A 22862-nucleotide genomic window follows, 5' to 3' on the forward strand; every position below is an offset into this window, starting at 1 on the left:
GGTGGCCGGACCGGTGAGTACGGGCTCGACGAGCATCTGGTCAGGCATGGGCGTCATCGCCTCCTTGGACGAACAGGGGGGCCGAAGTACGGTTGGGAACAGGAGATGCCGGCCGGTCCCGCGACGGGACCAGCAGGAAGACGGCGCAGAATGCGGTCCCGCACAGCATGCCGAGCACGCCGAGTGCGCCAAGTGCCGCCTGCACACCGAAGCGATCGGCAAGCGCCGCCGCCAGCAGGGGCCCCGCCACCGAACCGCCACGTTCGAGCAGGCGGTAGACCGCGAAGACACTGGTGGAGCCGATCCGGTCGCATTCGTCGCGGCAGACCTCCGGCACCAGCGCCAACTGCGTGGAATTGTTGAGGGCATGAGCGATGCCGAGTGCCCCAATGCCGGCCACGATGCCAGGCACGCCAGGCGCCTGAAGGACCACGAGCGTGCCGGCGCCTCCGATCAGCCCGCCGATGCCGGCAAACAGCGCATGCCGTCCGGCCCGGTCGGCGACATGCGAAAGCCGGGGCGCGAAGAGGGCGATGATCAGGCCATAGAGCATCATCATGCGGCCAATGCCCGCCGGCGTCTCCCCGGCGGCATGAAGCGACACCGGGACGAGGTAGAACAGGTAGCCGGTCAACATCAGCTTGGTCGGCACCGAGGAGAAGAGCAGCAGCGCCATGAAGCGCGGATTGCGGAAGAGACCGGCGGCCACGCGCAGCCGAAAGGGCGACGCCTGCCCGGCTCCCGGGTGATCGGCCGGCAGCAGCAGCGTGGTGCCCGCGGCCGCCAGAGCCAGCAGCGCCGATACCAGGAAGGTCGCACGGGGGCCGACATGATCGGCCAGGATGCCGCCGATCGGCGCACCGCACAGCCCTGCCACGATCACGGCGGCGACGAACCGCGCCATGCCGCGTGCGCGCTGTCCCACCGGGGTATGGCGGGCAATGAAGCCCTGCGCGGCGATGAACATCACCGCGTAGCCGAGCGCGCAGGCGCTCCGCCACAGCAGCAATTCGGTCAGCGACTGGGCCGCGGCGGTTCCCGCAAAGCCGGCCACGGCGGGCAGGACACCCAGCAGCAGCGTACGGCGGCTGCCGAACCGGTCGGCCCAGACGCCGGCAAACGGCGTGAAGACGGCAACCAGAAGCATGAACAGCCCGATCGGCAAGCCCATCATCAGGGTTTCCGACAGGCCGGCGACCGGGACATAGAGTTCGCGCGCGTAGAGCGGCAGGAAGGAGCGGGAAAGTTCCTCCGCCAGCATGAACAGGAACAGGGCGAAGCGCATGGCGGCCACGCCGCCTTCCCTGTCCTCGCCGGAGGCCCGTGCCAGCGGCGCCGGCCGTGCCGCCAGCAGAAGGAGCACCTCGAAGGCCAGAAGCAGCGACACCGCCGCCATGACGGCAGCTTCCAGGAGGAACGATCGCAGTGCCGTCGGCTCCAGCACTCCGGTCAGGCGCGGCACCAGGCCGGCCGCGAACGCCACAATGGCCAGCGTGACCGGGATCAGCCCACGAAATGGAGTGGCACCGGCAAGACGCATCGACGATGGCAGCAGGAGCGCCAGAATGCCAACTGCGGCCATCGGCAAGGCTGCAACCACCCGGATATGGTCGCGCATGTTGCACAGTGCCGTTCCATCGTGCTGTGCCTGCGGACCGGAGAAACCAGTCGACAGTCCGGTGAAGCCAAAGCTCTGCTGGCCGCAAATCGCGTAAAATTTTGCAAAAATCAGATAGGAGAGGAGGGAGAGGCAGAAGATCGTCAGCAGGGGCAGCGTTAGGCGGGGACGCACGACCAATGCGGGTTGCATAAAACGCTCCAGGCACACTCACATTTTCAAGGAAGTGAGCTGGAGGTTAGATCCTAACTCCAAAGATTTGGTAAACCGAAATTGCAGCGAAAATAAATATGATCGGCGCGTTGAACATACTTAGGTATGTTGGATTGTTTGAAGCGCTGATGCTGAAAATGTTCTGTAAAAAGCCGTCTTTCGTATGATCTTCCGCGATTTATTACCGTTTCGACATAGCCAACCGTCCAACTCCGTGCGTAATACCACCTATCGCTCGCTAATTGCTTCTTAACCATAAAAAATTTGCCGCTTGAAAGCATCAGGCCGTCGCAGTCGCCACATCCTTTGCGAGATCATGTTTCTGAACATGTACTCAAAAGCGGAAGCCTACAACCTGAGAGAGGGAGGGTCGCATTGTTTCTTAACTCCTGCGTTCCGTCCCGCACTTGGCGATCCGCTCGACCGTCGCTCATGCACAGCAGAGTTCCCGTGCGTAGGTTCCGGTTGCGGGATGGCGAGGCGCGTTTCGCCTACTTCCCGCCATAAGCCCGGTCCGCCATCGTGAAAGAAAAACGGTCCCGCTTTTCGATCGTCGTCAAACCAAGTCCATAATGCTGTCCGATGGGAAATTCCGCATCTCGATCACAGCAAAAATAATGATGGCGCGCCTTGGTGAGCGTGGCTATCGTGGCGTCAGTTTGCGCGAATCATCATGCGTGAATGCGGTTTTCCGTGCCTTGGGGATAAATCCGAAGGAGTAGGTCAACCGGGGTATGACTGGATTTGTTTTGGTGAGGCATGATGAGTGACTTGAAGACCGCGTCACCCTCTGAACTCGATCTGGCCGCCCTGATCGTGAACACACTTACGCTCGAAACCGCTCCTGACGACATCGACCCCGAAGCGCCCCTCTATGGAGAGGGCCTTGGCCTCGATTCCATCGACATCCTCGAGGTGGCGCTCGCGGTATCCAAGGCCTACGGCGTCAAGCTGAGGGCGGACGACGAGAACAACACGAAGATCTTCGCCTCGCTGCGCACGCTGACCAATCATATTCAAAATCTCAAAGCATCCTGATGCGGGAGGCGGCCAACTGGCTCGGGGTCGGCGCCGGCCTCTCGGTCATCGCCCTTTATCCGCTGTTCCTCCACGGCGCCATCGTCACCGACCTGCATGCCGGCACGGCGATGGCCCTGGTGCTGGTACAGGCCGCTGCCACGGGGCTGCTGGTCGGCCGCGCATCGCGCCGCCACCGCTGGCTCGCGCTGGTCGCGGCGGCGACCGTTGTCGCTCTGTCGTGGCACTCCACCCATCATGGACTGCTGGCGGCGGCGGCACTCAACCATGCCGCCATCTATTTTGGCCTCCTGGCTCTGTTCGGCCGCACACTGCGGCCTGGGAACGAGCCGCTCGTCACGACCATGGCCCGCAAGATCCGCGGCAGCCTGACGGAAGAGATGCTGGTCTATACCCGCCGCGTGACGATCGCCTGGTGCCTGTTCTTCGCCGGGCAACTGGCGATGTCGGCCCTCCTCTTCCAATCGGCGAGCGAAGCGGCCTGGTCCTTCTTCATCAATATCCTTGACCTGCCTCTGGTCGCGACGATGTTCCTGCTGGAATACGCGTACCGGCTGCGCAGGTTCCGCAACTACGCCCACGGCTCGATCGCCGATGTCGTCCGCGTCTTCTCCGAGCGGGCGAAACCATGACGGCGGTGAGCGAACGGTTATGGCCAAGACGGATCGCCGAGCGATGACGATGCTGTCCACCACCCGCCTTCCCCTGATCCGGCACCGTGGTCCCGACGACCTGTTCGCATGGCATGACGGTGCCGCCGTGAAGGTGCGGGATTTCCTCGCCGCCGTGCACGGCTTGGCGCTGCGGCTGCCGGAACGTGCGCATGTGCTGAACCTGTGTGCGGACCGGCTGGGCTTCACGATCGGGCTGGGTGCGGCCCTGCTGCGTCGGCAGATCAGCCTGCTCCCCCCCAGCGATACCCCGGCCACGCTGCACCAGATCAAGGAAAGCTATCCGGATCTGGTCTGCCTGACCGACGCAGGCGTTCACTACCCCGGTTTCGACCAGGTCGAGGCATTGCCGTCCGGCGGCTTGGCAGGGCTGGAACGCGCCGGACTGGCATCCGGTGACGATGCCCTCGCCTTCCCGGCCGACCAGGTTGCGGCAATCGCTTTCACGTCGGGGTCCACCGGTCGGCCGATGCCGCAGGTGAAGAGCTGGGGAACCCTGGTGCGCAGCGTCCGTGGCGCCGGCAAGGTGCTTGGCCTGGCGGCCATGCAGGGTGCCGGGCTGGTCGGAACGGTGCCGCACCAGCACATGTACGGGCTGGAGTCGGTCGCCCTGCTGTCGCTCCAGCACGGGCTGGTGATGCATGCCAGACGCCCGCTGTTCCCGGCCGACATCGCCGCCGGGCTCGCCGTCTTTCCGGAACGGCGCATCCTGGTGACCACGCCGGTCCATTTGCAGGCCCTGCTGGCCGACGGCTCGGCACTGCCGCCGATCGACCTGATCCTGTGCGCCACGGCACCGCTGGCCCCACAGCTCGCTGCCGATGCGGAGGCACGCATGGGGGCTCCCCTCCACGAGATTTACGGCTGCTCGGAGACCGGCCAGCTCGCGCTGCGACGCACCAGCGCCACGGCGGAATGGCTCTGCATCGACGGCATCCACCTGCGCCAGGACGAACAGGGAACCTGGGCTTCGGGCGAGTTCCTGGATGGTGAAACCCTGTTGGCCGATGTGATCGAGCTTAAGAGCGACACCCGGTTCATCCTGCACGGCCGTTCGGCCGATCAGGTGAACATAGCCGGCAAACGCAGTTCGCTGGCCTACCTCAACCACCATCTCAACTCGATCGAAGGGGTCCGGGACGGCGTCTTCTTCATGCCGCGCGACGACGGCGCCAGGACGACCCGGCTGGCCGCTCTGGTGGTGGCGCCCGACCTGGACACAGAAACGCTTCTCGGACGGCTACGCGAACGGATAGACCCGATCTTCCTGCCGCGGCCGCTCCGCTTCGTGGATGCCCTGCCGCGCAACCCCACCGGCAAGCTCCCGCGCGAAGCGCTGCTGCGGCTGCTCCACGACACGCGACAAGACTAGGAGGCGTCCCGCTTGCTCCGGCAGACCGACATCCTCTTTCCCGCCGACCATCCGACGGCGGTCGGGCATTTCCCCGGCAACCCGATCATTCCCGGAGCCGTGCTGCTCGATACCGCACTGACCGCGATCGCCACGGCCACAGGCCGTGGCCGCGACGCCTGCCGCCTTCGTTCGGCCAAGTTCCTGCGGCCCATACGGCCGGGTGACCGGCTCCTGATCGAATGGCGGGACGGGTCGGACGGCGGGTTCACCTTCACCGGCAGCATCGACGGCCAGCCGGTGCTGAACGGAGTTGTGGCGCCATGAAACGGCCACTGCGCGAGACGCCGGCCGACAGCCCCACGGCACCGGGCACGGCGCCGCCATCCGGCGGAAGGCGGCGGCGGAAGGAATGGATGAACCGGCCGGAGCGCAGCACGACGTCGGCGATCAAGTTCATCGTCTGGGTTGCCCTGTCGCTCGGCCGTCCCGCGGCACGGCTGCTGCTCTACCCAATCTGCCTCTATTTCATCCTGTTCTCGCGCAAGCCCCGCAAGGCGTCAGCCCGCTTCCTGGCCAGGGCGCTGGGGCGCCCGCCGGCCTTCACCGACCTGTTTCGCCACTATCATGTCTTCGCCGCCTGCCTGCTGGACCGGGTCTTCTTCCTGAACGACCAGACGGATGATTTCGAAATCCACGTCCATGGCGAGGATGTCGTCATCGACGTCATGGAACGGGGCGAAGGCTGCCTCCTGCTCGGCGCGCATATGGGAAGCTTCGAGGCCATCCGCATGCTCGGCCATCGGCAGCGGGACCTGCGCGTCAGTCTGGTGATGTACGAGGAGAACGCACGCAAGATCAATTCGGTCCTGAACGCCATCAATCCCCTGCTGTCGCTGGAGGTCATCGGGCTGGGGCGACCGGATTCCATGCTGCGCGTCCGCGAACGGCTGGACCAGGGCCATTTCGTCGGCATGCTCGCCGACCGGACGCTGGATGGCGAGGCGGAAGTCCGCCTCCCCTTCCTGGGCGAGCCGGCGGCGTTCGCCCTCGGCCCCTTCCAACTGGCGGCGATGCTGAAGCGGCCGGTGGTCCTGATGATGGGCATCTATCGCGGCGGCCGGCGATACGACGTTCATTTCGAGAGGATCGCCGACTTCTCCGACTGCCGGATCCAGGATCGCCCGGTGCAGGACCGTCCGGGCCTGGTGCGCTGGGCGGCCGGGCGCTATGCCGACCGGCTGGAGCATTACGCCCGCTCGTTTCCCTACAACTGGTTCAATTTCTATGATTTCTGGCGATAGACCCACCCGGCGCCTCCTGCTGGCGATCCCGTTGGCGGTCACCGCAACGGTTCTTGCGAGCGCTAGCGCCCCGGTGGCCGCGGCCGAGGGCAGGCCGTGGGGGTTGGAGGATCTGTTCGCGGAATTCGCTCAGGTCCGCGAATCCGATGCCCGCTTCGTCGAGACACGGACCGTCAGCCTGCTGAATGCCCCCCTGGAAAGCAGCGGGATCCTGTCCTACCGCCGCCCTGACCTCTTCGAGAAACGCACGCTCCAACCGGAGGCGGAGAGCCTGCGGGTGGACGGCGACCGGCTGACGCTGACGCGGGCGGACGGTGCGGCGCGCACGCTGTCCGTATCGTCGATGCCGGAGATCCAGACCTATGTGGAGAGCATCCGTGCGACCCTGCGCGGCGACGTGCCGACGATGATGCGCTTCTACGAGGTGGTTCTCCAGGGCACGTCCCAGGAATGGCGCATGGATCTGACGCCGAGAGCGGCGGAGGCGCGCCGGATGGTGCGGCGGATCGTCATCGTCGGCCGCCGTGCCGCGATCCGGCAGATCGACGTCGAACAGTCCGACGGCGACCGCTCCACGATGACGATCCTCCCGGACCCGGCATGACCCGTCCATCGCGGCGATGGGCCGGTTGGGCCTTGGCGCTGTGGCTGGCCGGGCTGCTCGCCTGCGGCTTCGTCGTGGCGCGAACCACCGTCACCGCCGACCTCTCCGCCTTCCTGCCGCGATCGCCGACACAGACGCAGCAGTTGCTGGTCGACCAGTTGCGCGACGGCGTGGTCTCCCGGCTCCTGCTGGTGGCGATCGAAGGCGACATGCCTGCCCGTCTGGTTTCCTTGAGCCGGGACATGGCGGCCCGGCTGCGAAGCGATCCGCGGCTGGCCATGGTCGAAAACGGCGAGCGCGTCGGGGGAGGCGCTGACGGCGCCTATCTCTGGACCAACCGCTATCTGCTGAGCCCGGCCGTGACGCCCGAACGGTTCACCGCGGACGGGCTGCGGCAGGCGTTGCAGGAGGATTTGCGCCTCCTGCAATCTCCCGCGGGCATGTTCCTGAAGCAGGCGCTGCCCGCCGATCCGACCGGCGAGATCCTGCGTCTGGCCGACCGGGCGATGGGCGAAGCCGGCGGGCCGGCCAGCAGGGACGGGGTATGGATGTCGGCCGATGGAAAGCGGGCGCTGCTCCTGGTGCAGACCGCCGCACCCGGCTTCGACCTCGACGCGCAGCAGGACATCCAGACATCGGTTCGCGCCGCCTTCGAAGCCGCGCGCACGACCGCCGCTGCCGGGGCCAGCCAACTGGTGATGACGGGGCCGGGGGTCTTCGCCGTCGCGACCCGCGACCGCATCGAGGCCGATGCCACGCGCTCCTCCATCGTCGCCACGGTGCTGGTGGCCGCGGTTCTGCTGCTGGTCTACCGCTCGGCCCGCGTCCTGGCGCTGTCGCTGTTGCCGGCGGCAAGCGGCGCGCTGGCGGGCTTCGCCGCGGTTGGCCTGGGCTTCGGCACCGTCCACGGCATCACGCTGGGATTTGGCGTCACGCTGCTGGGGGAGAGCGTCGACTACGCGATCTATCTCTTCACCCAGACGATGCCGGGACATCCGGCACGCCGAACCCTCGTTCGCATCTGGCCGACGCTGCTGCTGGGCGTCGGCACCTCGGTTGCCGGGTTCGGCACCATGCTGTTCTCCAGCTTCAGCGGCCTGGCCCAACTGGGGCTGTTTTCCATCACCGGGCTGGTGGCGGCGCTGTGCGTCACCCGCTGGGTGTTGCCGTCGCTGCTGCCGGACGGCTTCTCGACGGCACGGCCGGCACGGATGGCACCCCTGCTGGCGGCGCTGACAGCCCGTGCCCCGGCTTTGCGGATGCCGTTGGCTGCGGCGATGCTGCTGTCCCTCGCGTGGCTGTTTTATCAGGGCCCGGCGCTGTGGTCGGGCGAACTGTCGAGCCTCAGCCCGGTTTCCGAGGCCGACCAGCGCCAGGACGAGGCGTTGCGGAGGGACCTCGGCGCACCCGATGTCGGCCACCTGCTGGTCATCGCCGCCGCCTCGCCCGACGCGGCGCTCGCTGCGGCGGAGCGTCTGGCCGGCCCTCTCGACGCCTTGACCGGAGAGGGACTGCTGGGCGGCTACGATTCCCCTGCCCTCTATCTGCCCAGCCAGGCCACGCAGCAGGCGCGCCGGTCGGCACTGCCCGATGCCGGCAGCCTGCAGGCTGCACTCTCCCAGGCGCTGCAGGGGCTTCCCTTCCGCGCGGACGCCTTCACCCCCTTCCTGTCCGACGTCGAGGCCGCCAGGACCCGGCCGCCGCTGACCTCCGCGAGCCTGGACGGCACCGGGCTGAAGCTGAAACTCGACTCGCTGTTGGTACGCAGCGGCGCCGGCTGGACCGCGATGCTGCCGTTGCGCGGAGTCATCGACCCTGCGGCTCTGGCCGCGCGGCTGGATGGCGACCCGGCGGCACAGGGCGCCGTCCTGCTGAACCTGAAGGAGGAATCGGACAGGCTCTACCGCACCTACCGCCAAGAGGCGCTCACTCTGGCCCTGATCGGGGCCGCGGTGATCGCCGTGCTGCTGGCGCTGGCGTTGCGCTCGGCCCGCTCGCTGATCGCCGCACTGATGCCGCTGACCGCCGCGGTGGTGATCACCATGGCTCTGCTGACCGCTCTCGGCCAGACGCTGTCGATCTTCCATCTGGTCGGCCTGCTCCTCGTCGTCGGAGTCGGCTCGAACTATTCGCTGCTGTTCGAACGGCCGGAACCGTCAAAGGCACTGCGGGAACGCACGGTCTTCTCGGTCGTGATCGCCAACCTCTGCACCGTCATCGGTTTCGGGACGCTGGCATTTTCCACCATCCCGGTGCTGCACGGCATCGGCCTGACGGTCGCCGTCGGCGCCTTCCTGTGCCTCGCCTTCGCCGCGGTGCTGGGCGATCAGCCCCCGTCGCCGGCGGTGGACGAACCCCACCATGGCTGACCATGTCCTGCCCCGGTCCCGCTGGCACCCCTCGCCGCTGCTCCGCGCCTCCGCCGCGCTGCACCTCGCGGCCCTTGCCGGCGCGGCAGCGGTGCCGGCCGCCTGGCCGTGGGCGTTGGGGGTGGTGGCGGGCAACCATGCCCTGCTCGGCGCCGCCGGCCTCTGGCCGCGCAGCACGCTGCTCGGTCCGAACCTTCGGCGGCTGCCGGAACGCAACGCCCGCCTGGGGCAGGTCGGCCTGTGCTTCGACGACGGACCGGACCCGGAGGTGACGCCGGCCGTCCTGGAGATGCTGGCGCGGGCGGGTGCCACCGCCAGCTTCTTCTGCATCGCCGAACGGGCCGAGCGCCATCCTGACCTGATCGGGGCCATCACCCGATGCGGGCATACGGTGGAGAACCATAGCTGGCACCATTCCCACCGGTTCGCCGCGATGGGCGCCGGTTCCATCCGGCGTGAAGTGGGGACGGCGCAGCACATCCTGACGGGGTTGGCCGGCCGGCCACCACGCTTCTTCAAGGCGCCGGCCGGCCTGCGCAACCCGTTGCTCGACCCCGTGCTCTCTGGGTTCGGCCTCCGGCTGGCGAGTTGGACACGGCGCGGCTTCGACGCCGTACGCCGCAATCCGGTCGAGGTTGAACGGCGCCTGGTGCGCGCCCTGGCTGCCGGCGACATCCTGATGCTGCATGACGGCTCCGCCGCACGGTCGCCGCACGGACAGCCGGTGGTTTTGCAGGTCCTACCGCGCCTGCTCGACAGGCTGGCCGATCAGGGATTGGCGGCCGTGTCGCTGGAGGTGGTCGCCGATGACTGACTCCCTGTTCCGCGAGCTCGTCGAGACGGCCGCCCTACCCTACCGCCATTGCGGCCGCTACGCCTGGCATTTCGCCAAGGGAAAGCTGAAGGGGGACCCCGTCTTCCGCCACCTGCTCCGCAGGCCGCTCCTGCCTGGCGCCGGGCGCCTGCTCGATCTCGGCTGCGGGCAGGGGGTGCTGATGGCGCTGCTGCGCGCGGCTGCGGCACGGCATGCCGTAGGAGACTGGCCACCGGACTGGCCGGCCCCGCCGTCCGCCCTCAGCCTCCATGGCGTGGAGCTTTCAGCCAGGCGCGCACGGCTTGCTCGGGCAGCACTGGGAGACAGCGTGGTCCAGGGCGACATCCGGGATGCCCTGCTGCCGCCCAGTGATGCCATTGTCATCCTCGACGTGCTGCTCTATCTCAGCCGGGACGAACAGGCGGCCGTTCTTGCCCGTTGTGCGGGCGCGCTGGCCTCCGGCGGCGTCCTGCTGCTGCGGGAGGCCGATGCAGGGGGTGGCCTGCCCTTCCATGTCACGCGCTGGGCCGAACGGCTGGCATGCCTGATGCGCCGGCAATGGCACCAGCCCCTGGTCTATCGCCCGGCACGGGAATGGATCGTCCTGCTGGAGGATCTGGGCCTTGCGGTGACGGCTCTGCCGATGAGCCAAGGCACACCTTTCGCCAACACCTTGTTCATAGCCCGCCAAAGCAATCGCACAGTCCAATTTTGCCCTTCCTCCGGCGAAACGGTGGATGCTAGCATTCCTTGAACAATGAAACTCCAGACTGCTGCCCACCTCGCCCGACAATCATAAGAATATCATCGTGCAGCCACTTTCCCTAAGCCATATGAGCATCGTCAGCAGCCTGGGCGCCGGGCAGGATGCAACCCTGGATGCTCTGCGTACCGGAAGAGGCGGCCTGAAGCCTTGCCGATTCGAAACCGTGACGCTGGACACGCACATCGGCGAAGTCGCCGGACTGGACGGCGTGCGCCTGCCGGACCGGCTGGCGGGCTACGACTGCCGCAACAACCGGCTGGCCGAGCTGGCGCTTTGCCAGGACGGGTTCGACACGGCGGTGGCAGCGGCCCGCGAACGCTATGGCGCACATCGCATCGGCGTGCTTCTGGGCACCAGCACATCCGGCATCCTCTCCGCCGAACTTGCCTATCGCCAGCGTGACAAGGACACCGGCGCGCTCCCTTCCGCCTTCAGCTTCGCAACGACGCACAGCACGGGTTCCCTCGCCGAGTTCGTGCGCGTGCGCCTGGGTTTGGAGGGGCCGGCCTTCGTCTCCTCCTCCGCCTGCGCCACGACGTCGAAGGTGTTCGCCAGCGCCGCGCGGATGGTCGCAGCCGGGCTCTGCGACGCGGTGGTGGTCGGGGGCGCCGACAGCCTGTGCCTGACGACGCTGTACGGCTTCCATTCGCTGGAGCTGGTTTCTCCCACTCCCTGCAGACCCTTCGATGCCGACCGCAGAGGGGTTTCACTGGGGGAAGGTGCCGGCTTCGCCCTGCTGGAACGGGCGGATCCGCGCCCCGCTCCCGGCACCGTCCACCTGCTGGGCGCCGGCGAGAGCAGCGATGCGCATCACATGTCCACGCCACATCCGGAAGGGCTGGGCGCAAGGCTGGCGATGGAACGGGCGCTCACCGCCGCCGGGCTGGAGCCAGGCGACATCGACTACGTCAACCTGCATGGCACCGCGACCACCTACGGCGACGCGGCCGAGGACCGGGCGATCACCGGACTGTTCGGCACGCGCACGCCGGTCAGCTCGACCAAGGGGTATACGGGTCACACGCTGGGGGCGGCGGGAATCGTCGAGGCGATCATCAGCGTGCTGACCTTGCGCGCCGGGCTGATCCCCGGCAGCCCGCAGACGCGCACCCTCGACCCGGCCCTGCGCAGCCGTTATCTGCAGGCCAACGAAACAGGGCGCATGGACCGCGTGATGACCAACTCCTTCGGCTTCGGCGGCAGCAACAGTGCCCTGGTCTTCGGGTGGGCGGCGTGATCCGGGTCTTCGTCGAGGCCGTGAGCCTGCTCGGCCCCGGACTGGCCGGCTGGGACGAGGCCAGCGCCGTTCTGGCAGGGCTCCGCCCCTATGCGCCGGCGCCGGCAGTGCTGACAGCCAGCCCGCTGCTTCCCCCTGCCGAACGCCGGCGCAGCGTGCCCACCGTCAGGCTGGCCATGGCGGTGGGGGCCGAAGCGATGGAGAGGGCGGGCCGGGATCCGGAAACCGTCGCCACCGTTTTCGCCTCGTCCAGCGGTGATCCCGATACGCTGCACACCATCCTGGAAACGCTCGCTTCGGACGAGCCCGAGATCTCGCCGACACGGTTCCACAACTCGGTCCACAACGCACCGGCCGGCTACTGGAGCATCGCCACCCGCTCCCGCCAGCCCTCGGCCAGTCTGTCGAGCCATGACGAGAGCTTCCAGGCTGGTCTGCTGGAAGCGGTGACCCAGGTCGCGACCGCGGGCTGGACCGTCGCCCTCATCGCCTACGACCTCCCCTACCCCGAACCGCTGAATAGCGTGCGGCCCATCGCCGGAGCGTTCGGCACCGCCCTGGTCCTGACGCCGCAGCCGACCGGGCGCAGCTTCGCCCGCCTCGATCTCACCCTGGACCGCACCGATATGCCGGCAACGCGAATGGCCGATGCGGCGCTGGAGGCACTCAGGGCGGGCAATCCGGCGGGGCGCGCGCTGCCGCTGCTGGGCGCCCTGGCGCGCGTGGCCTCGGGTGACGGTGCCGAGACGGTGGTGCTTGATCTGCCTCCCGGAAGCCATCTGGTGCTGCAGGTCGGCCCGCCATGCTGATGGGGCGTGCCGACCTTGCGGCCCTGATCCCGCATTCCGGAAGCATGTGCCTGCTGGAAAGCGTGCTGTCCTGGGACTCCCGCCGCATCCGCTGCACCGCCGCCAGCCATCGTTCCCCGGACAACCCGCTGCGTCATGCCGGACGCCTCGCCGCGGTGTGCGGCGTCGAATACGCCTCGCAGGCCATGGCCGTTCATGGCGGGCTGACCGCCGGCGGCAAACGCCCGGCGGCCGGTTATCTCGCCAGCCTGCGCGATCTCGCCTGCCACGCCGACCGCCTCGACGACGTGACGGCGGATCTGCTGATCGAGGCGGAGAACCTGACCGGAGACGGCAGCCGCGTGATCTACGGCTTTTCCATTCACGCCGACGGTGCGCTGCTGCTGAGCGGTCGGGCCGCGGTGGTCATCGACGCGGGGGAGCGATGAAACGCGCGCTCGTTACCGGCGGCAGCGGCGCATTGGGCGCCGCCATCTGCCGGACACTGGCTGGCGACGGTTGCCATGTGCTGATCCATGCCAACGGCCGCACCGACCGCGCCGAGGCACTGGCCGGTGCAATCCGGGAGGCCGGTGGCTCTGCCGAGACGGTGGCCTTCGACGTCACCGACGCGCAGGCCGCCACAGCGGCGCTGGAACGGCTGCTCGACGGCGGGCCGATCCAGGTCCTGGTCAACAATGCGGGCGTTCACGACGACGCGGTGATGCCGGCCATGCGGCACGACCAGTGGGCACGCGTCATCGACGTCTCGCTGAACGGCTTCTTCAACGTCACACAGCCTCTGCTGATGCCGATGATCGGCACCCGGTGGGGACGGATCGTCACCGTTTCATCCGTGGCAGCGGTCGCGGGCAATCGCGGCCAGACCAACTATGCCGCAGCCAAGGCCGGCCTTCATGGAGCCACCAAGTCCCTGGCGCTGGAGTTGGCACCGCGCGGCATCACCGTCAACGCGGTGGCGCCGGGGATCATCGCGTCTCCGATGGCCGATGCCGCCTTCGATCCCGAAGCGGTCAAGCGGCTGGTGCCGATGAAGCGTGCCGGACGGCCGGAAGAGGTCGCCGACCTCGTTGCCTTCCTGGCGTCGGAGCGTGCCGCCTATATCTCCGGACAGGTGATTTCGATCAACGGTGGGATGATCTGAAGGAGGCCTTCCTGGCCCGCCGGACGGCAAGCATCGGCAGGCGGCCGAGAAAGCCCAGCATCAGGCGCGTGTGCATCCAGGTCAGCAGGGCATTGTCGCGGAGATAGCGGAAGTGGGAAACGCCACCCTCCTCCGGCTTGAAATAACGGACAGGTGCCGGCACGTTGATCGTCGGCACCCCGTTCCAGCACAGCCGCACGGCCGCCTCGGGATCGAAGTCGAACCGGCGCATCCAGGGATTGCGCGCCATCACCCGGCGCAGCGGCGCGATGGGATAGACGCGGAAGCCGAACAGCGAATCGTCGATTCCGCCCCACAGGGTTTCCAGGTTGGCCCACCAGTTGGATATCCTGCGTCCCCGCACGCGCAGACGCGGGGCGGCGGCGTCGAACACCGGCCGCCCCAGCACCAGCGCCTCGGGGTTGGCTTGCGACACGCCCTGGAATTGCGGAATGCGGTCGGCTGGATGCTGTCCGTCGGCATCCATGGTCAGCACATGGGTGAAGCCGCAGCGTTCGGCCTCTATCAGCCCATGCAGAACGGCCGCCCCCTTGCCGCGGTTGACCGGCAGAACGAGGACCCGCAGGTTCGGGTCGTCCGCGGCCATGCGATGCAGGTCCTCGGCGGTGCCGTCGGTGCTGCCGTCGACCACCACCCAGACCGGCGCCCAGTGCTGCCGGGCAGCCTGAACCGTCTCGAACAGCTTGGGGCCTGTGTTGTAGCTGGGGATGAGGACGAGATGGCTTTCGGAGTGGGAGGCGATCACAGCTCGGACCTGTAGTGGCGTTCGAGATCCTCGACCAGGTCGCGGACATCGGTTGGCGGGTCGAAACGGCGGCCGAGCCGGACGGTGTAGACCAGGGGGAATTCCGGCTTGCGGAACAGCGGCCAGCCTTTGCCGAGGAAGTGGGTGTTGCTCTCGATGAAGACCGTTTGCACCGGTGCCTTGGCCGTCTTGGCGATCAACGCGAATCCGCCCTTCAGCGCGTTGATCGGCGGCCGTTCGGTTCGGGTCCCTTCCGGGAAGATCAGGAGCTGCTGACCGGCCCGCACCTCGTGCGCGGCCATCTTGACCAGCGAGGACGGGGAGTCGTTGCGGATATAGCCGGCCATCCGGGCCCCACTGCCGAGGCACAGGTTGTCATAGACCTTGGACTTGGCGATGCACACCGCGTCCGGCAGGCGGGAAACCAGCAGCACGGCGTCCAGGAGAGACGGATGGTTCGGACAGACGACCAGCCCGCCCTCCGTCCGCAGCCGGTCGAGTGCCGAAAGATCGGTCTTCAGGATGCCGAACGCGCGCAGGATGCCGAGATAGAGCCGGAAGCCCGACCTGATCATGAAGCGGCCCAATGGCCGCCCGAGGCGGCGCGGCAGCAGCGGGTCGAGCAACGCCGCCGTCAGGCTCCAAGCCAATGACAGAAACCCGAACAGGAACAGCAGGACATAGAAGAGCGGATATTCCCACATCCGCCGGACCGCGCCTGAAAAGGTCAGACCACGTCGCCCACGGGCGCGCGAATGTTCCGTCGCCGTTTCCGCCATGCCACGTAGTTCCTTTTAAGGTCCAGTAGGGCGTTCATATAATAGATCGCCTTGAAGATCTTCAGCCGTGACTTGATCGGCGATGGCCGGAAAACGTCGCCGGCCAGAAGCGACAGCAGCGCCTCCTCCACCCGGAAGACGTTGCGCGGTCCCATGAAGAGGTTGCGCAGGGCCGGGGTGGTGACGCGATAGATGTACCAGGAGAAGGTTCCTATCCCCTGACGGACCGTCTTTTCGAACTGCTTCAGCACTTCATCCTGGCGGTGCGGTTCGCGCAGGCACGCATCGACCGCCTTGGCCCCTTCGAAGGCGCTGGTCATCGCCAGGTAGACGCCCGTCGAGAAAACCGGGTCGATGAAGGCGAACGCATCGCCCAGCATGACGTAGCCCGGCCCCGACATCCGGTCGGCCTGATAGGAGAAGTTGCCGGTCCCCGTCACCGGTCCGGTCAGTTCCGCCCCCTCCAGACGTTCCGCCAAGGCAGGGCACAAGGCGATGGTGTCCAGGAAAAAGCGGGTCTGGTCGGTTTTCCGGGTTTTGAAGTAGTAGGGCCAGCAGACCGCACCGACGCTGGTGGTGCCGTCGGCAAGCGGAATGAACCAGAACCATCCGTGATCGAACCAGAAGACGGTGATGTTCCCCTCGGCCTTTCCCGGCAACCGCTTCGCCCCGGTGAAATGGCCGAACATGGCGGCACTGTTGTGCTTGGCATTGCGCCGCTTGATGCCGAAGCGCGAGGCCAGCAGCGTATCGCGACCGGAGGCATCGACCAGGAAGCGCGCCCGTACGGTGCGGGTGGTGCCGTCGTCCTGGCTGGCTGTGACCAGCGTTCCGTCGCCGCCGATTGCGACGTCGGTCACCTTGCAGCCTTCGATGACGGTGGCGCCCTTGGCCGCCGCGTTGCGGATCAGGATATGGTCGAACTCGGACCGCCGGACCTGATAGGCATAGGGTTTGCTCTTGTCCCAGGCGTTGGCGAAATCGAAGGTGACCGCCTTGCCATGGTAGGGCGAGACGAACTCCGCCCCGTACTTCAGCATGCCGATCCGCTCCACCTGCTCCAGCACGCCGAGCCGCTGCAGCAGCGGCAAGTTGCAGGGCAGCAGCGATTCCCCGATATGGAAACGCGGATGACGATCCTTTTCCAGCAGCACCACGCGGTGGCCCATCTCCACCAACAGCGCTGCCGCGGTCGATCCGGCAGGGCCTCCGCCCACGACCAGAACGTCGCAGTCAGAACCGTTCGACACCATCTGCATGGCTGCTCTCTCGATCGTGCGACTAGGAGTTCACAAATATCTTCTAGCAAAGCCAATCGCGTGCAATCCAGAGCCAAAAACCCGACATTCCCATTTGTCTGGGAGATAGCCGTAAAGATATATACATATCGCGCGAGCCGTTGAGGTTTCTCTTTTACGAACCTGTGACATGATGAAAGTCATCGGATTCCATCCGCGGCTTCGCACCGGAATCCGCACAATTACTCGACAGGAGCGAAGCCGCTTTACGCCGTCAGGCGTTCTTCGTCGCCAACCGTCAAGGCAATCCAAGCGTCTCAACGCCTCCTTCCGGCTACCCACTCCGGCAGCGGGCTTTTCCTTGCCCTCGAACCATCTCACACACAGAATGCGCTGGCGCTCCGGCACAAGCCCGGACGCTCCGCGGTGCGCGGCCGGCGGTCGACCGCGCAGGGTCGCCACTATCGGGATCGCCACTGCCGGGGCAAACGCGGTTCTGATGCGGGCTCCGTGCTCCCGACCGTGTTCCGCCGCTGGGACGACCGGCGTCAGGGTGGACACGGTGAACGACATGTTCGACCGAGATGCACCCGAGGGGGATGGATTTGCCGACCGATCAGGACCAGCGTACCCGCTCTCCCATCGAACCGCACCCGGTGCTGGAAAGCTATTATCGGGAGAGGACCGAGCGGCTTGGTTTCGTGCGCGGGCTGTTCAACCGCACCGCCCATCACTATGACCGCATCAACGCGATCTTCGCACTCGGGTCCGGTCCATGGTACCGCGCCCAATGCCTGCGCCGGGCCGGCTTGCGGCCTGGCATGCGGGTGCTGGACGTCGCCATCGGCACCGGGCTGGTGGCTCGCGAGGCTGTCCGGCTGGGCGGACACCAAGCCGAGGTCATCGGGCTCGACCTCAGCGAGGCCATGCTCGCGCAAGCCCGCCGCTTTCTGCCCATCCCCCTGATCCAGGGCGTGGCCGACGCGCTGCCGCTGGCGGACGACAGCGTCGACATGATCACCATGGGCTACGCGTTGCGCCATGTCGGCGACCTCACCGCCACATTCCGCGAATTTCATCGCGTGCTGCGGCCGGGAGGCTCGGTGTTGGTGATGGAAATCGCACGGCCGGAGCGGCCGATCACCCGCCACCTGATGAACGGTTATCTCGGCTTGGTGGTGCCTGCGCTTTCGCGGCTGAGCGGCGGGGGCGAAGGTGGGCGCATGCTGATGCGCTACTACTGGGAAACGATCGATCGCTGCGTGGAGCCGGAGACGATCAAGCAGGCAATGGCCGGTGCCGGCCTGGAACAGGTCCGATGCGCGACCGATTACGACCTGTTCAAGAATTATACCGGATGTAAGAGAGCGCTGAACGGATCCTGAAAGCGGTTCCGGCAAATCCCTATCTGACGTTATTACCTCTCTTGGATGTTTTCATCCGCCTTTGCTGGTGTGGCGCTGCCGTTATCCGCTTCATAGTCGGCCCTGGACAACGAGAACCTGACCATCTTCAGCGAGGAACATCATGGCGGTGAAGCGGCTTTTGGCGGCGGTGTCGGTACTGACCATCCTGACTGCCTGTGCCGGTCAGCAGCAGAACGCGGCCGGCAGCGCGGCAACGGGGGACGGCACCACCGCGGCGGCAGCGTCGGCACCGGGCGCACGGCTGGTGAAGTCGCGGGACGGCCGCTACGAAGGCGAGGTCATCGGCACCCCCGCCCCCAGCAGCCGCTTCGCCAAACTCCAGATCGGCATGACGATGGAAGAGGTGTCCACCCTTATCGGCGCGCCGGACAACATGATCCGGCACGAAACCGGGAAGCGCTGGATCCCGTTCTATTTCGGAAACGACGCCCAGCGCCTGCAGGTGATCTATCGCAATGAGGGCTGCCTGACCTACACCGGCGGCAACGTCTTCGGCGGCGGATCGGCCGAGCTGATCCGCATCACCGTCGCCCCGAAGGGCGGCTGCCTCGACACCTGAGGCATCGCCCCTTCCCGCCTCACAGGCTCCGTGAGGGCGCCGATGCCGGCAGGGCAGCTCTCAGTGCTTTCCCGACCCCGGCTCGGCGATCTTACGGTGTTGCTCGGCCAGCATGCCCGACGGCGTCACGTTGGCCATGGCGGCCTGCAGCTTGTTCTTCCAGCCGGCGACGACGTCGCCCTCGCCATCCATCATCGCCTCGAAACCGACCTTGGCGACCATGGCAGGATCGTCCTTCTTTCCCTGCCCCACCTGCGTGTCCATCATACCGGCGCGTTCGAAGAAATCGGTATCGGTGGGTCCCGGCATCAAGCAGGTGACGGTGACACCGCTGTCCTTCAACTCGTTGCGGAGCGCGAAGGAGAAGGAATCGATGAACGCCTTGGTTCCATTGTAGACAGCCTGATAGCTGCCCGGCATGAATCCGGCGATGGAGCCGGTGATCAGGATGCGCCCCTTGCCCCGCGTGCGCATGCCACGCCCGACCTTGTGGATCAGGTAAAGCGTGCCGGTGACGTTGGTGTCGACGACGTGGCGGGCCTCGTCGAAATCCTGGTCGAGGAAGCCGTGTCCAAGCCCATGGCCGGCATTCGCCAGCAGGGCATCGACCGCCCGGCCCCGCAAGGCGTCGTAAAGCCGGTCGACGCCTTCCGTGGTCGCGAGGTCGCCCTGGACGGCCTCCACCGCACCGCCGAGCGTGCGCAGTTCGCGCGCGGCGTCCTCGATGGCCGGATCGTCGGCGGCGATGACCAGGTCGAAACCGGCGCGGGCACAGTTCCTGGCAAGTTCAAGGCCTATTCCGCTGGAAGCGCCCGTGACGACGGCAAGCTGTGTGTTGGCTGCGCGAGCCATGCTGTGCCCCTTCCGAAGTGCTGGAGATATGCCTCATCAACCGGCCGACGGGAGTGGAGGTTCCTGCGGGAGCGGGATCGGACGGACCTCCGCATCGGCAAAACCGGCTCCCCGCCTCTGCGGACCCGGTGCCCCCGATCGCCTGGGTGACGCCGACAACGCTGTCGGTGAGGGCCAGCCGCATCCGCATGACCTGTGCCGTCGCGCCTATGGAATGGACCGGGCCGGACGGTCACCATCTCCCATTCCCAAGGGAAATCGATGCCGCCCGGCAACCCGCCGCTTTATTGTGCTTCCGCCAGGGTCCTGCGCACTTTGGCGACGTCGTCGACGCCGACGGGGGCCGCGGCGTTGCGCCAACTGTTGCGGATGTAGGTGACCACCGCAGCCACCTGCGCGTCGTCGAGCCTCCATCCCAACGGCGGCATCGCCGGCCCGGTCGGCCGGGTGTCGGTCGCCACGGCCCGTGATCCGTCCAGAACCAGCCGGATCAGCGTCGCGGGATCATCCGCCTGCACCACGCCGCTGCCGGCCAGCGTCGGGAACAGGAAGGTCTGACCCTTGCCGTCACCGCCATGGCAGGCCATGCAGCTATCGGTGTAGATGGCGCTCCCGGCGGTCATCCGCGCATCGTCGGCCGCCAACGGTGCAGGACCGCCACCTCCCTGACCGCTTGCCGACCCCTTGCCGTCGAGCAGATAGGCCGCGATCGCCGATAGATCGGCGTCGGTCATCCTGGAGCTTGAGTTCTGGATCTCCTCCGCCATCGGACCGGAGGCGAGCGACTGGTGGTTCGCGCCGGTCTTGAGATAGGCGGTGAGCTGTTCCGCCGTCCATCCGCCGATGCCCTTGCGGGAATCCGCGGTGATCGACGGAGCATACCATGCCTGGAGATTGGCCCCCTGCAGCGCCTTGCCGGTGTCGTCGGCACCCAGCATGGTTTTCGGCGTGTGGCAGGTGCCGCAATGGCCCAGCGCTTCGACGAGATAGGCGCCGCGGTTCCATTCCGGCGACTTCTGCGGATCGGGTTTGAAACGCCCCGGCTCGAAGTTCAAGAGGTTCCAGCCCGCCATCACCAGGCGGACGTTGAAGGGAAAAGGCAACTGGTTGACGTCGACCTGATTCCTGACCGGCGCCAGGGTCTGCAGATAGGCCCAAAGCGCGTGGATGTCGTCGTCCGTCATCTTGGTATAGGCAGGGTAAGGCATGGCCGGATACAGCCGCTTTCCGCCGCGGCCGACCCCGTCCTGCAAGGTCCGGCGCAGATCCTCCTCCGTCCAACTGCCGATGCCGGTTTCGCGGTCGGGGGTGATGTTGGGCGCCACCAGCGTGCCGAAGGGCGTCTGGAGTGCCGAGCCGCCGGCGTATGGCTTGCCGCCGGGCGCGCTGTGGCAGGCAACGCAGTCTGCGGTGACCGCGATGTAGCGCCCGCGCTCTATCTGGGCGAAATCCTGGTCGGCGGCCTCGGCCCGGGGGGCGGCGGCCAGCAGGACGGTGACGGCCGCCGCGGCGGCAAGACGTGTCCTGGTCATGCGTGCACCAAGGGGCCGGGGGATTTCAGATAGCGGGTGCGGATGGCGTCGGCAGCGCGGAAGGCCAGGGCGCCCACCGTTCCGGTTGGGTTGAAGCCCGAGTTCTGCGGAAAGACGTTCGCTCCCACGGTGAAGAGGTTCGGCACGTCCCAGCTCTGCAGATACGGGTTCACCACGCTGGTCGACGGATCCATGCCCATCGCCGTTCCACCCACCACATGGGTCGACTGGTAGGGCACCACCGACCAGGGCCGGGTGCGGGGATTTTCGACGATCTGCTGCGCCCCCATGGCACGGACGATCTCCGCCACCTTGCCGGTGACATAGGCCGACATCCGCACATCGTTGTCGGGGAAGTCGAAGGTGATGCGCAACAGCGGCCGGCCCAGCCGATCGGTGTAGGTCGGATCCAAGTCGAGAAAGTTGCCACGGTTGGCATAGCTGCTCGCCTCACAGCCGACGCTGAGATTGCTGAGATAGCTGTCCCGCATCGCCCTTTTCCAGCCGGAACCCCAGGTGGGGCTGCCCGGCGGCGTCGGCCTTTTGGAGATCGGCTCCGCCCCGATCGGCGCGCAGCGGGTGCTGCCGCCACCGAGGAATCCCAGCGGCCCGTGGTCGAAATTGTCGTTGTTCAGCTCGTCGATGGCCATGCCGGTGGCACCGCCGCCGATGAAATTGTTGAAGTTGTATCTCTTGGGATCGAAGAAGCCGACGACCTGATTGGCCATCTGGTAGCAGAAGTTCCGGCCCAGCGTGCCCTTGCCCGTCCGGACGTCGTAAGGCGTGCCGACGCCGGACAGCAGCATCAGGCGCACATTGTCCAGCATGAAGGCGCACAGCACCACCAGATCGGCCGGCTGCTCGAACTCGTCGCCGGAGCTGTCGACATAGGTGACGCCCGTCGCCCGCTTGCCCGAAGGATCCAGGTTGACCTTCAGGACTTCGCACAGCGTGCGAAGTTCGAAATTGGGCTTGCGCATCAGCACAGGCAGGACGGTGGTCTGGGCGCTGGCCTTGGAATAGTTGGCACAGCCGTAGTTGGTGCAGAAGCCGCAGAACGTGCATTGCCCCATCGTCACGCCGAGCGGATTGGTGTAGGTGCGCGACAGCAGGGAGGAAGGGATCGGGAAGGGCTTGTAGCCCATCTTGGCGGCCGTTTCCGCGAACAAGGTCGGCCCAAAGGTCTGCATCATCGGCGGATTTGGGTACTCGCGCTTGCGCTGCCCTTCGAAGGGATTCCCACCATCCTGGATCTGGCCGTTCAGGTTTCCGGCCTTGCCCGACACGCCGGCCAAATACTCGAAGCGGTCGTAATAGGGCTCCATCTCCTCGTAGCTCAGGCCCCAGTCCTGGATGGTCATGTCGTCGGGTATGGCCTGGGCGCCATAACGCTCGGTATAGTGGGAGCGCAGCCGGAAGTCGTAGGGGGAGAACCGCCAGGTGATTCCGGCCCAGTGCACGCCGGCCCCGCCGACGCCGTTGCCGGGATGGAAGGAGCCATATTGGCGCATCGGCAACGCCGTCTGGTCGGCATTGTTGCGGGCCGTGACGGCGGTCTGCGCCGGACGCAGCATCAATTCCTGGCGTGAGTTGTAGCGCAGCTCGTCAGGAGCATAACCGAGATTGAAGTCGGTGGCGGTGTCGCGCCAGGGGCCGCGCTCCAGTGCCACGACATCCAGCCCTTCATCGCACAGTTCGTTGGCGATGATCGCCCCCGTCCAGCCGAGCCCGATGACCACCACGTCCTTGTGGGGCAGTTTGCGTGCCATTC

The 22862-nt window shown here is 66.7% G+C and carries 22 protein-coding genes; 15 read left to right on the plus strand and 7 right to left on the minus strand.

Going from position 1 to position 22862, the window contains the following annotated elements; all coding sequences use genetic code 11:
- Positions 1-40: 40 nt before the first annotated feature.
- A complete protein-coding gene (locus J2850_RS23585; protein WP_307354515.1) occupies positions 41-1828 on the minus strand; it encodes an MFS transporter in 1788 nt (595 codons plus the stop codon).
- A gap of 774 nt (positions 1829-2602) precedes the next feature.
- Between J2850_RS23585 and J2850_RS23590 the strand changes: the two genes are divergently transcribed.
- From J2850_RS23590 to fabG, 13 genes are all read left to right on the plus strand, one after another.
- Positions 2603-2869 (plus strand): phosphopantetheine-binding protein, encoded by a 267-nt coding sequence (locus J2850_RS23590; RefSeq protein ID WP_246513441.1) that lies wholly within the window; start codon positions 2603-2605, stop codon positions 2867-2869.
- Positions 2869-3501, plus strand: coding sequence for a COG4648 family protein (locus J2850_RS23595; protein WP_209987244.1), 633 nt, complete (start codon positions 2869-2871; stop codon positions 3499-3501). The genes J2850_RS23590 and J2850_RS23595 overlap by 1 nt, the downstream gene beginning before the upstream one ends.
- Positions 3502-3544: 43 nt before the next feature.
- Positions 3545-4912: an AMP-binding protein gene (locus J2850_RS23600; protein ID WP_209987247.1), complete on the plus strand. Its 1368-nt coding sequence runs from the start codon at positions 3545-3547 to the stop codon at positions 4910-4912.
- Positions 4913-4924: 12 nt separating this feature from the next.
- Positions 4925-5218, plus strand: coding sequence for an ApeI family dehydratase (locus J2850_RS23605; RefSeq protein WP_209987251.1), 294 nt, complete (start codon positions 4925-4927; stop codon positions 5216-5218).
- Entirely contained in the window at positions 5215-6195 is a 981-nt protein-coding gene (locus tag J2850_RS23610) for a lysophospholipid acyltransferase family protein (RefSeq protein WP_209987253.1), read from the plus strand. Before J2850_RS23605 ends, J2850_RS23610 begins: the two co-directional genes overlap by 4 nt.
- Positions 6196-6298: 103 nt before the next feature.
- Complete coding sequence (locus J2850_RS23615; RefSeq protein WP_209987256.1) at positions 6299-6799, plus strand: LolA-related protein; 501 nt, start codon at positions 6299-6301, stop codon at positions 6797-6799.
- Entirely contained in the window at positions 6796-9168 is a 2373-nt protein-coding gene (locus tag J2850_RS23620; RefSeq protein ID WP_209987259.1) for an MMPL family transporter, read from the plus strand. Before J2850_RS23615 ends, J2850_RS23620 begins: the two co-directional genes overlap by 4 nt.
- The gene (locus J2850_RS23625) at positions 9161-9982 is read left to right on the plus strand and encodes a polysaccharide deacetylase family protein (protein WP_209987262.1); all 822 of its coding nucleotides are present in this window, start codon (positions 9161-9163) and stop codon (positions 9980-9982) included. Before J2850_RS23620 ends, J2850_RS23625 begins: the two co-directional genes overlap by 8 nt.
- Complete coding sequence (locus J2850_RS23630; RefSeq protein ID WP_209987266.1) at positions 9975-10736, plus strand: class I SAM-dependent methyltransferase; 762 nt, start codon at positions 9975-9977, stop codon at positions 10734-10736. The genes J2850_RS23625 and J2850_RS23630 overlap by 8 nt, the downstream gene beginning before the upstream one ends.
- A 55-nt stretch (positions 10737-10791) precedes the next feature.
- The gene (locus tag J2850_RS23635) at positions 10792-11985 is read left to right on the plus strand and encodes a beta-ketoacyl-[acyl-carrier-protein] synthase family protein (protein WP_209987269.1); all 1194 of its coding nucleotides are present in this window, start codon (positions 10792-10794) and stop codon (positions 11983-11985) included.
- Positions 11982-12794 carry a beta-ketoacyl synthase chain length factor gene (locus tag J2850_RS23640; protein WP_209987275.1) on the plus strand — a complete coding sequence of 271 codons (813 nt, stop codon included), beginning with the start codon at positions 11982-11984 and terminating at the stop codon, positions 12792-12794. The genes J2850_RS23635 and J2850_RS23640 overlap by 4 nt, the downstream gene beginning before the upstream one ends.
- Complete coding sequence (locus J2850_RS23645) at positions 12788-13222, plus strand: hotdog family protein (protein ID WP_209987278.1); 435 nt, start codon at positions 12788-12790, stop codon at positions 13220-13222. The genes J2850_RS23640 and J2850_RS23645 overlap by 7 nt, the downstream gene beginning before the upstream one ends.
- Positions 13219-13938 carry a 3-oxoacyl-ACP reductase FabG gene (fabG, locus tag J2850_RS23650; protein WP_209987281.1) on the plus strand — a complete coding sequence of 240 codons (720 nt, stop codon included), beginning with the start codon at positions 13219-13221 and terminating at the stop codon, positions 13936-13938. The genes J2850_RS23645 and fabG overlap by 4 nt, the downstream gene beginning before the upstream one ends.
- Here fabG and J2850_RS23655 read toward each other — a convergent pair.
- Genes J2850_RS23655 through J2850_RS23665 form a run of 3 tightly spaced genes read right to left on the minus strand, consistent with a single transcriptional unit; the run spans position 13919 to position 16742 of the window.
- Positions 13919-14704 (minus strand): glycosyltransferase family 2 protein, encoded by a 786-nt coding sequence (locus tag J2850_RS23655; protein WP_307354514.1) that lies wholly within the window; start codon positions 14702-14704, stop codon positions 13919-13921. The two genes, fabG and J2850_RS23655, sit on opposite strands and share 20 nt — an antisense overlap.
- The gene (locus J2850_RS31865; RefSeq protein WP_209987283.1) at positions 14701-15408 is read right to left on the minus strand and encodes a lysophospholipid acyltransferase family protein; all 708 of its coding nucleotides are present in this window, start codon (positions 15406-15408) and stop codon (positions 14701-14703) included. The genes J2850_RS23655 and J2850_RS31865 overlap by 4 nt, the downstream gene beginning before the upstream one ends.
- Before the next feature lie 23 nt (positions 15409-15431).
- Complete coding sequence (locus J2850_RS23665; protein WP_209987285.1) at positions 15432-16742, minus strand: NAD(P)/FAD-dependent oxidoreductase; 1311 nt, start codon at positions 16740-16742, stop codon at positions 15432-15434.
- A gap of 584 nt (positions 16743-17326) precedes the next feature.
- Here J2850_RS23665 and J2850_RS23670 point away from each other — a divergent pair.
- Together J2850_RS23670 and J2850_RS23675 are read left to right on the plus strand one after the other, a co-directional pair.
- Entirely contained in the window at positions 17327-18106 is a 780-nt protein-coding gene (locus tag J2850_RS23670; protein WP_246513443.1) for a class I SAM-dependent methyltransferase, read from the plus strand.
- A 142-nt stretch (positions 18107-18248) separates the two neighbouring features.
- Positions 18249-18707 (plus strand): hypothetical protein, encoded by a 459-nt coding sequence (locus J2850_RS23675; RefSeq protein ID WP_209987289.1) that lies wholly within the window; start codon positions 18249-18251, stop codon positions 18705-18707.
- Between the two features lie 60 nt (positions 18708-18767).
- Here J2850_RS23675 and J2850_RS23680 read toward each other — a convergent pair whose 3' ends face one another.
- From J2850_RS23680 to J2850_RS23690, 3 genes are all read right to left on the minus strand, one after another.
- On the minus strand, positions 18768-19559 hold the full coding sequence (locus J2850_RS23680; RefSeq protein ID WP_209987292.1) for an SDR family NAD(P)-dependent oxidoreductase: 792 nt from the start codon (positions 19557-19559) through the stop codon (positions 18768-18770).
- A 284-nt stretch (positions 19560-19843) separates the two neighbouring features.
- On the minus strand, positions 19844-21091 hold the full coding sequence (locus J2850_RS23685; RefSeq protein ID WP_209987296.1) for a cytochrome c: 1248 nt from the start codon (positions 21089-21091) through the stop codon (positions 19844-19846).
- Entirely contained in the window at positions 21088-22860 is a 1773-nt protein-coding gene (locus J2850_RS23690) for a GMC family oxidoreductase (protein ID WP_209987299.1), read from the minus strand. Before J2850_RS23690 ends, J2850_RS23685 begins: the two co-directional genes overlap by 4 nt.
- Positions 22861-22862 lie beyond the last annotated feature (2 nt).

Source organism: Azospirillum picis, from assembly GCF_017876115.1.
Classification (GTDB): Bacteria; Pseudomonadota; Alphaproteobacteria; order Azospirillales; family Azospirillaceae; genus Azospirillum; species Azospirillum picis.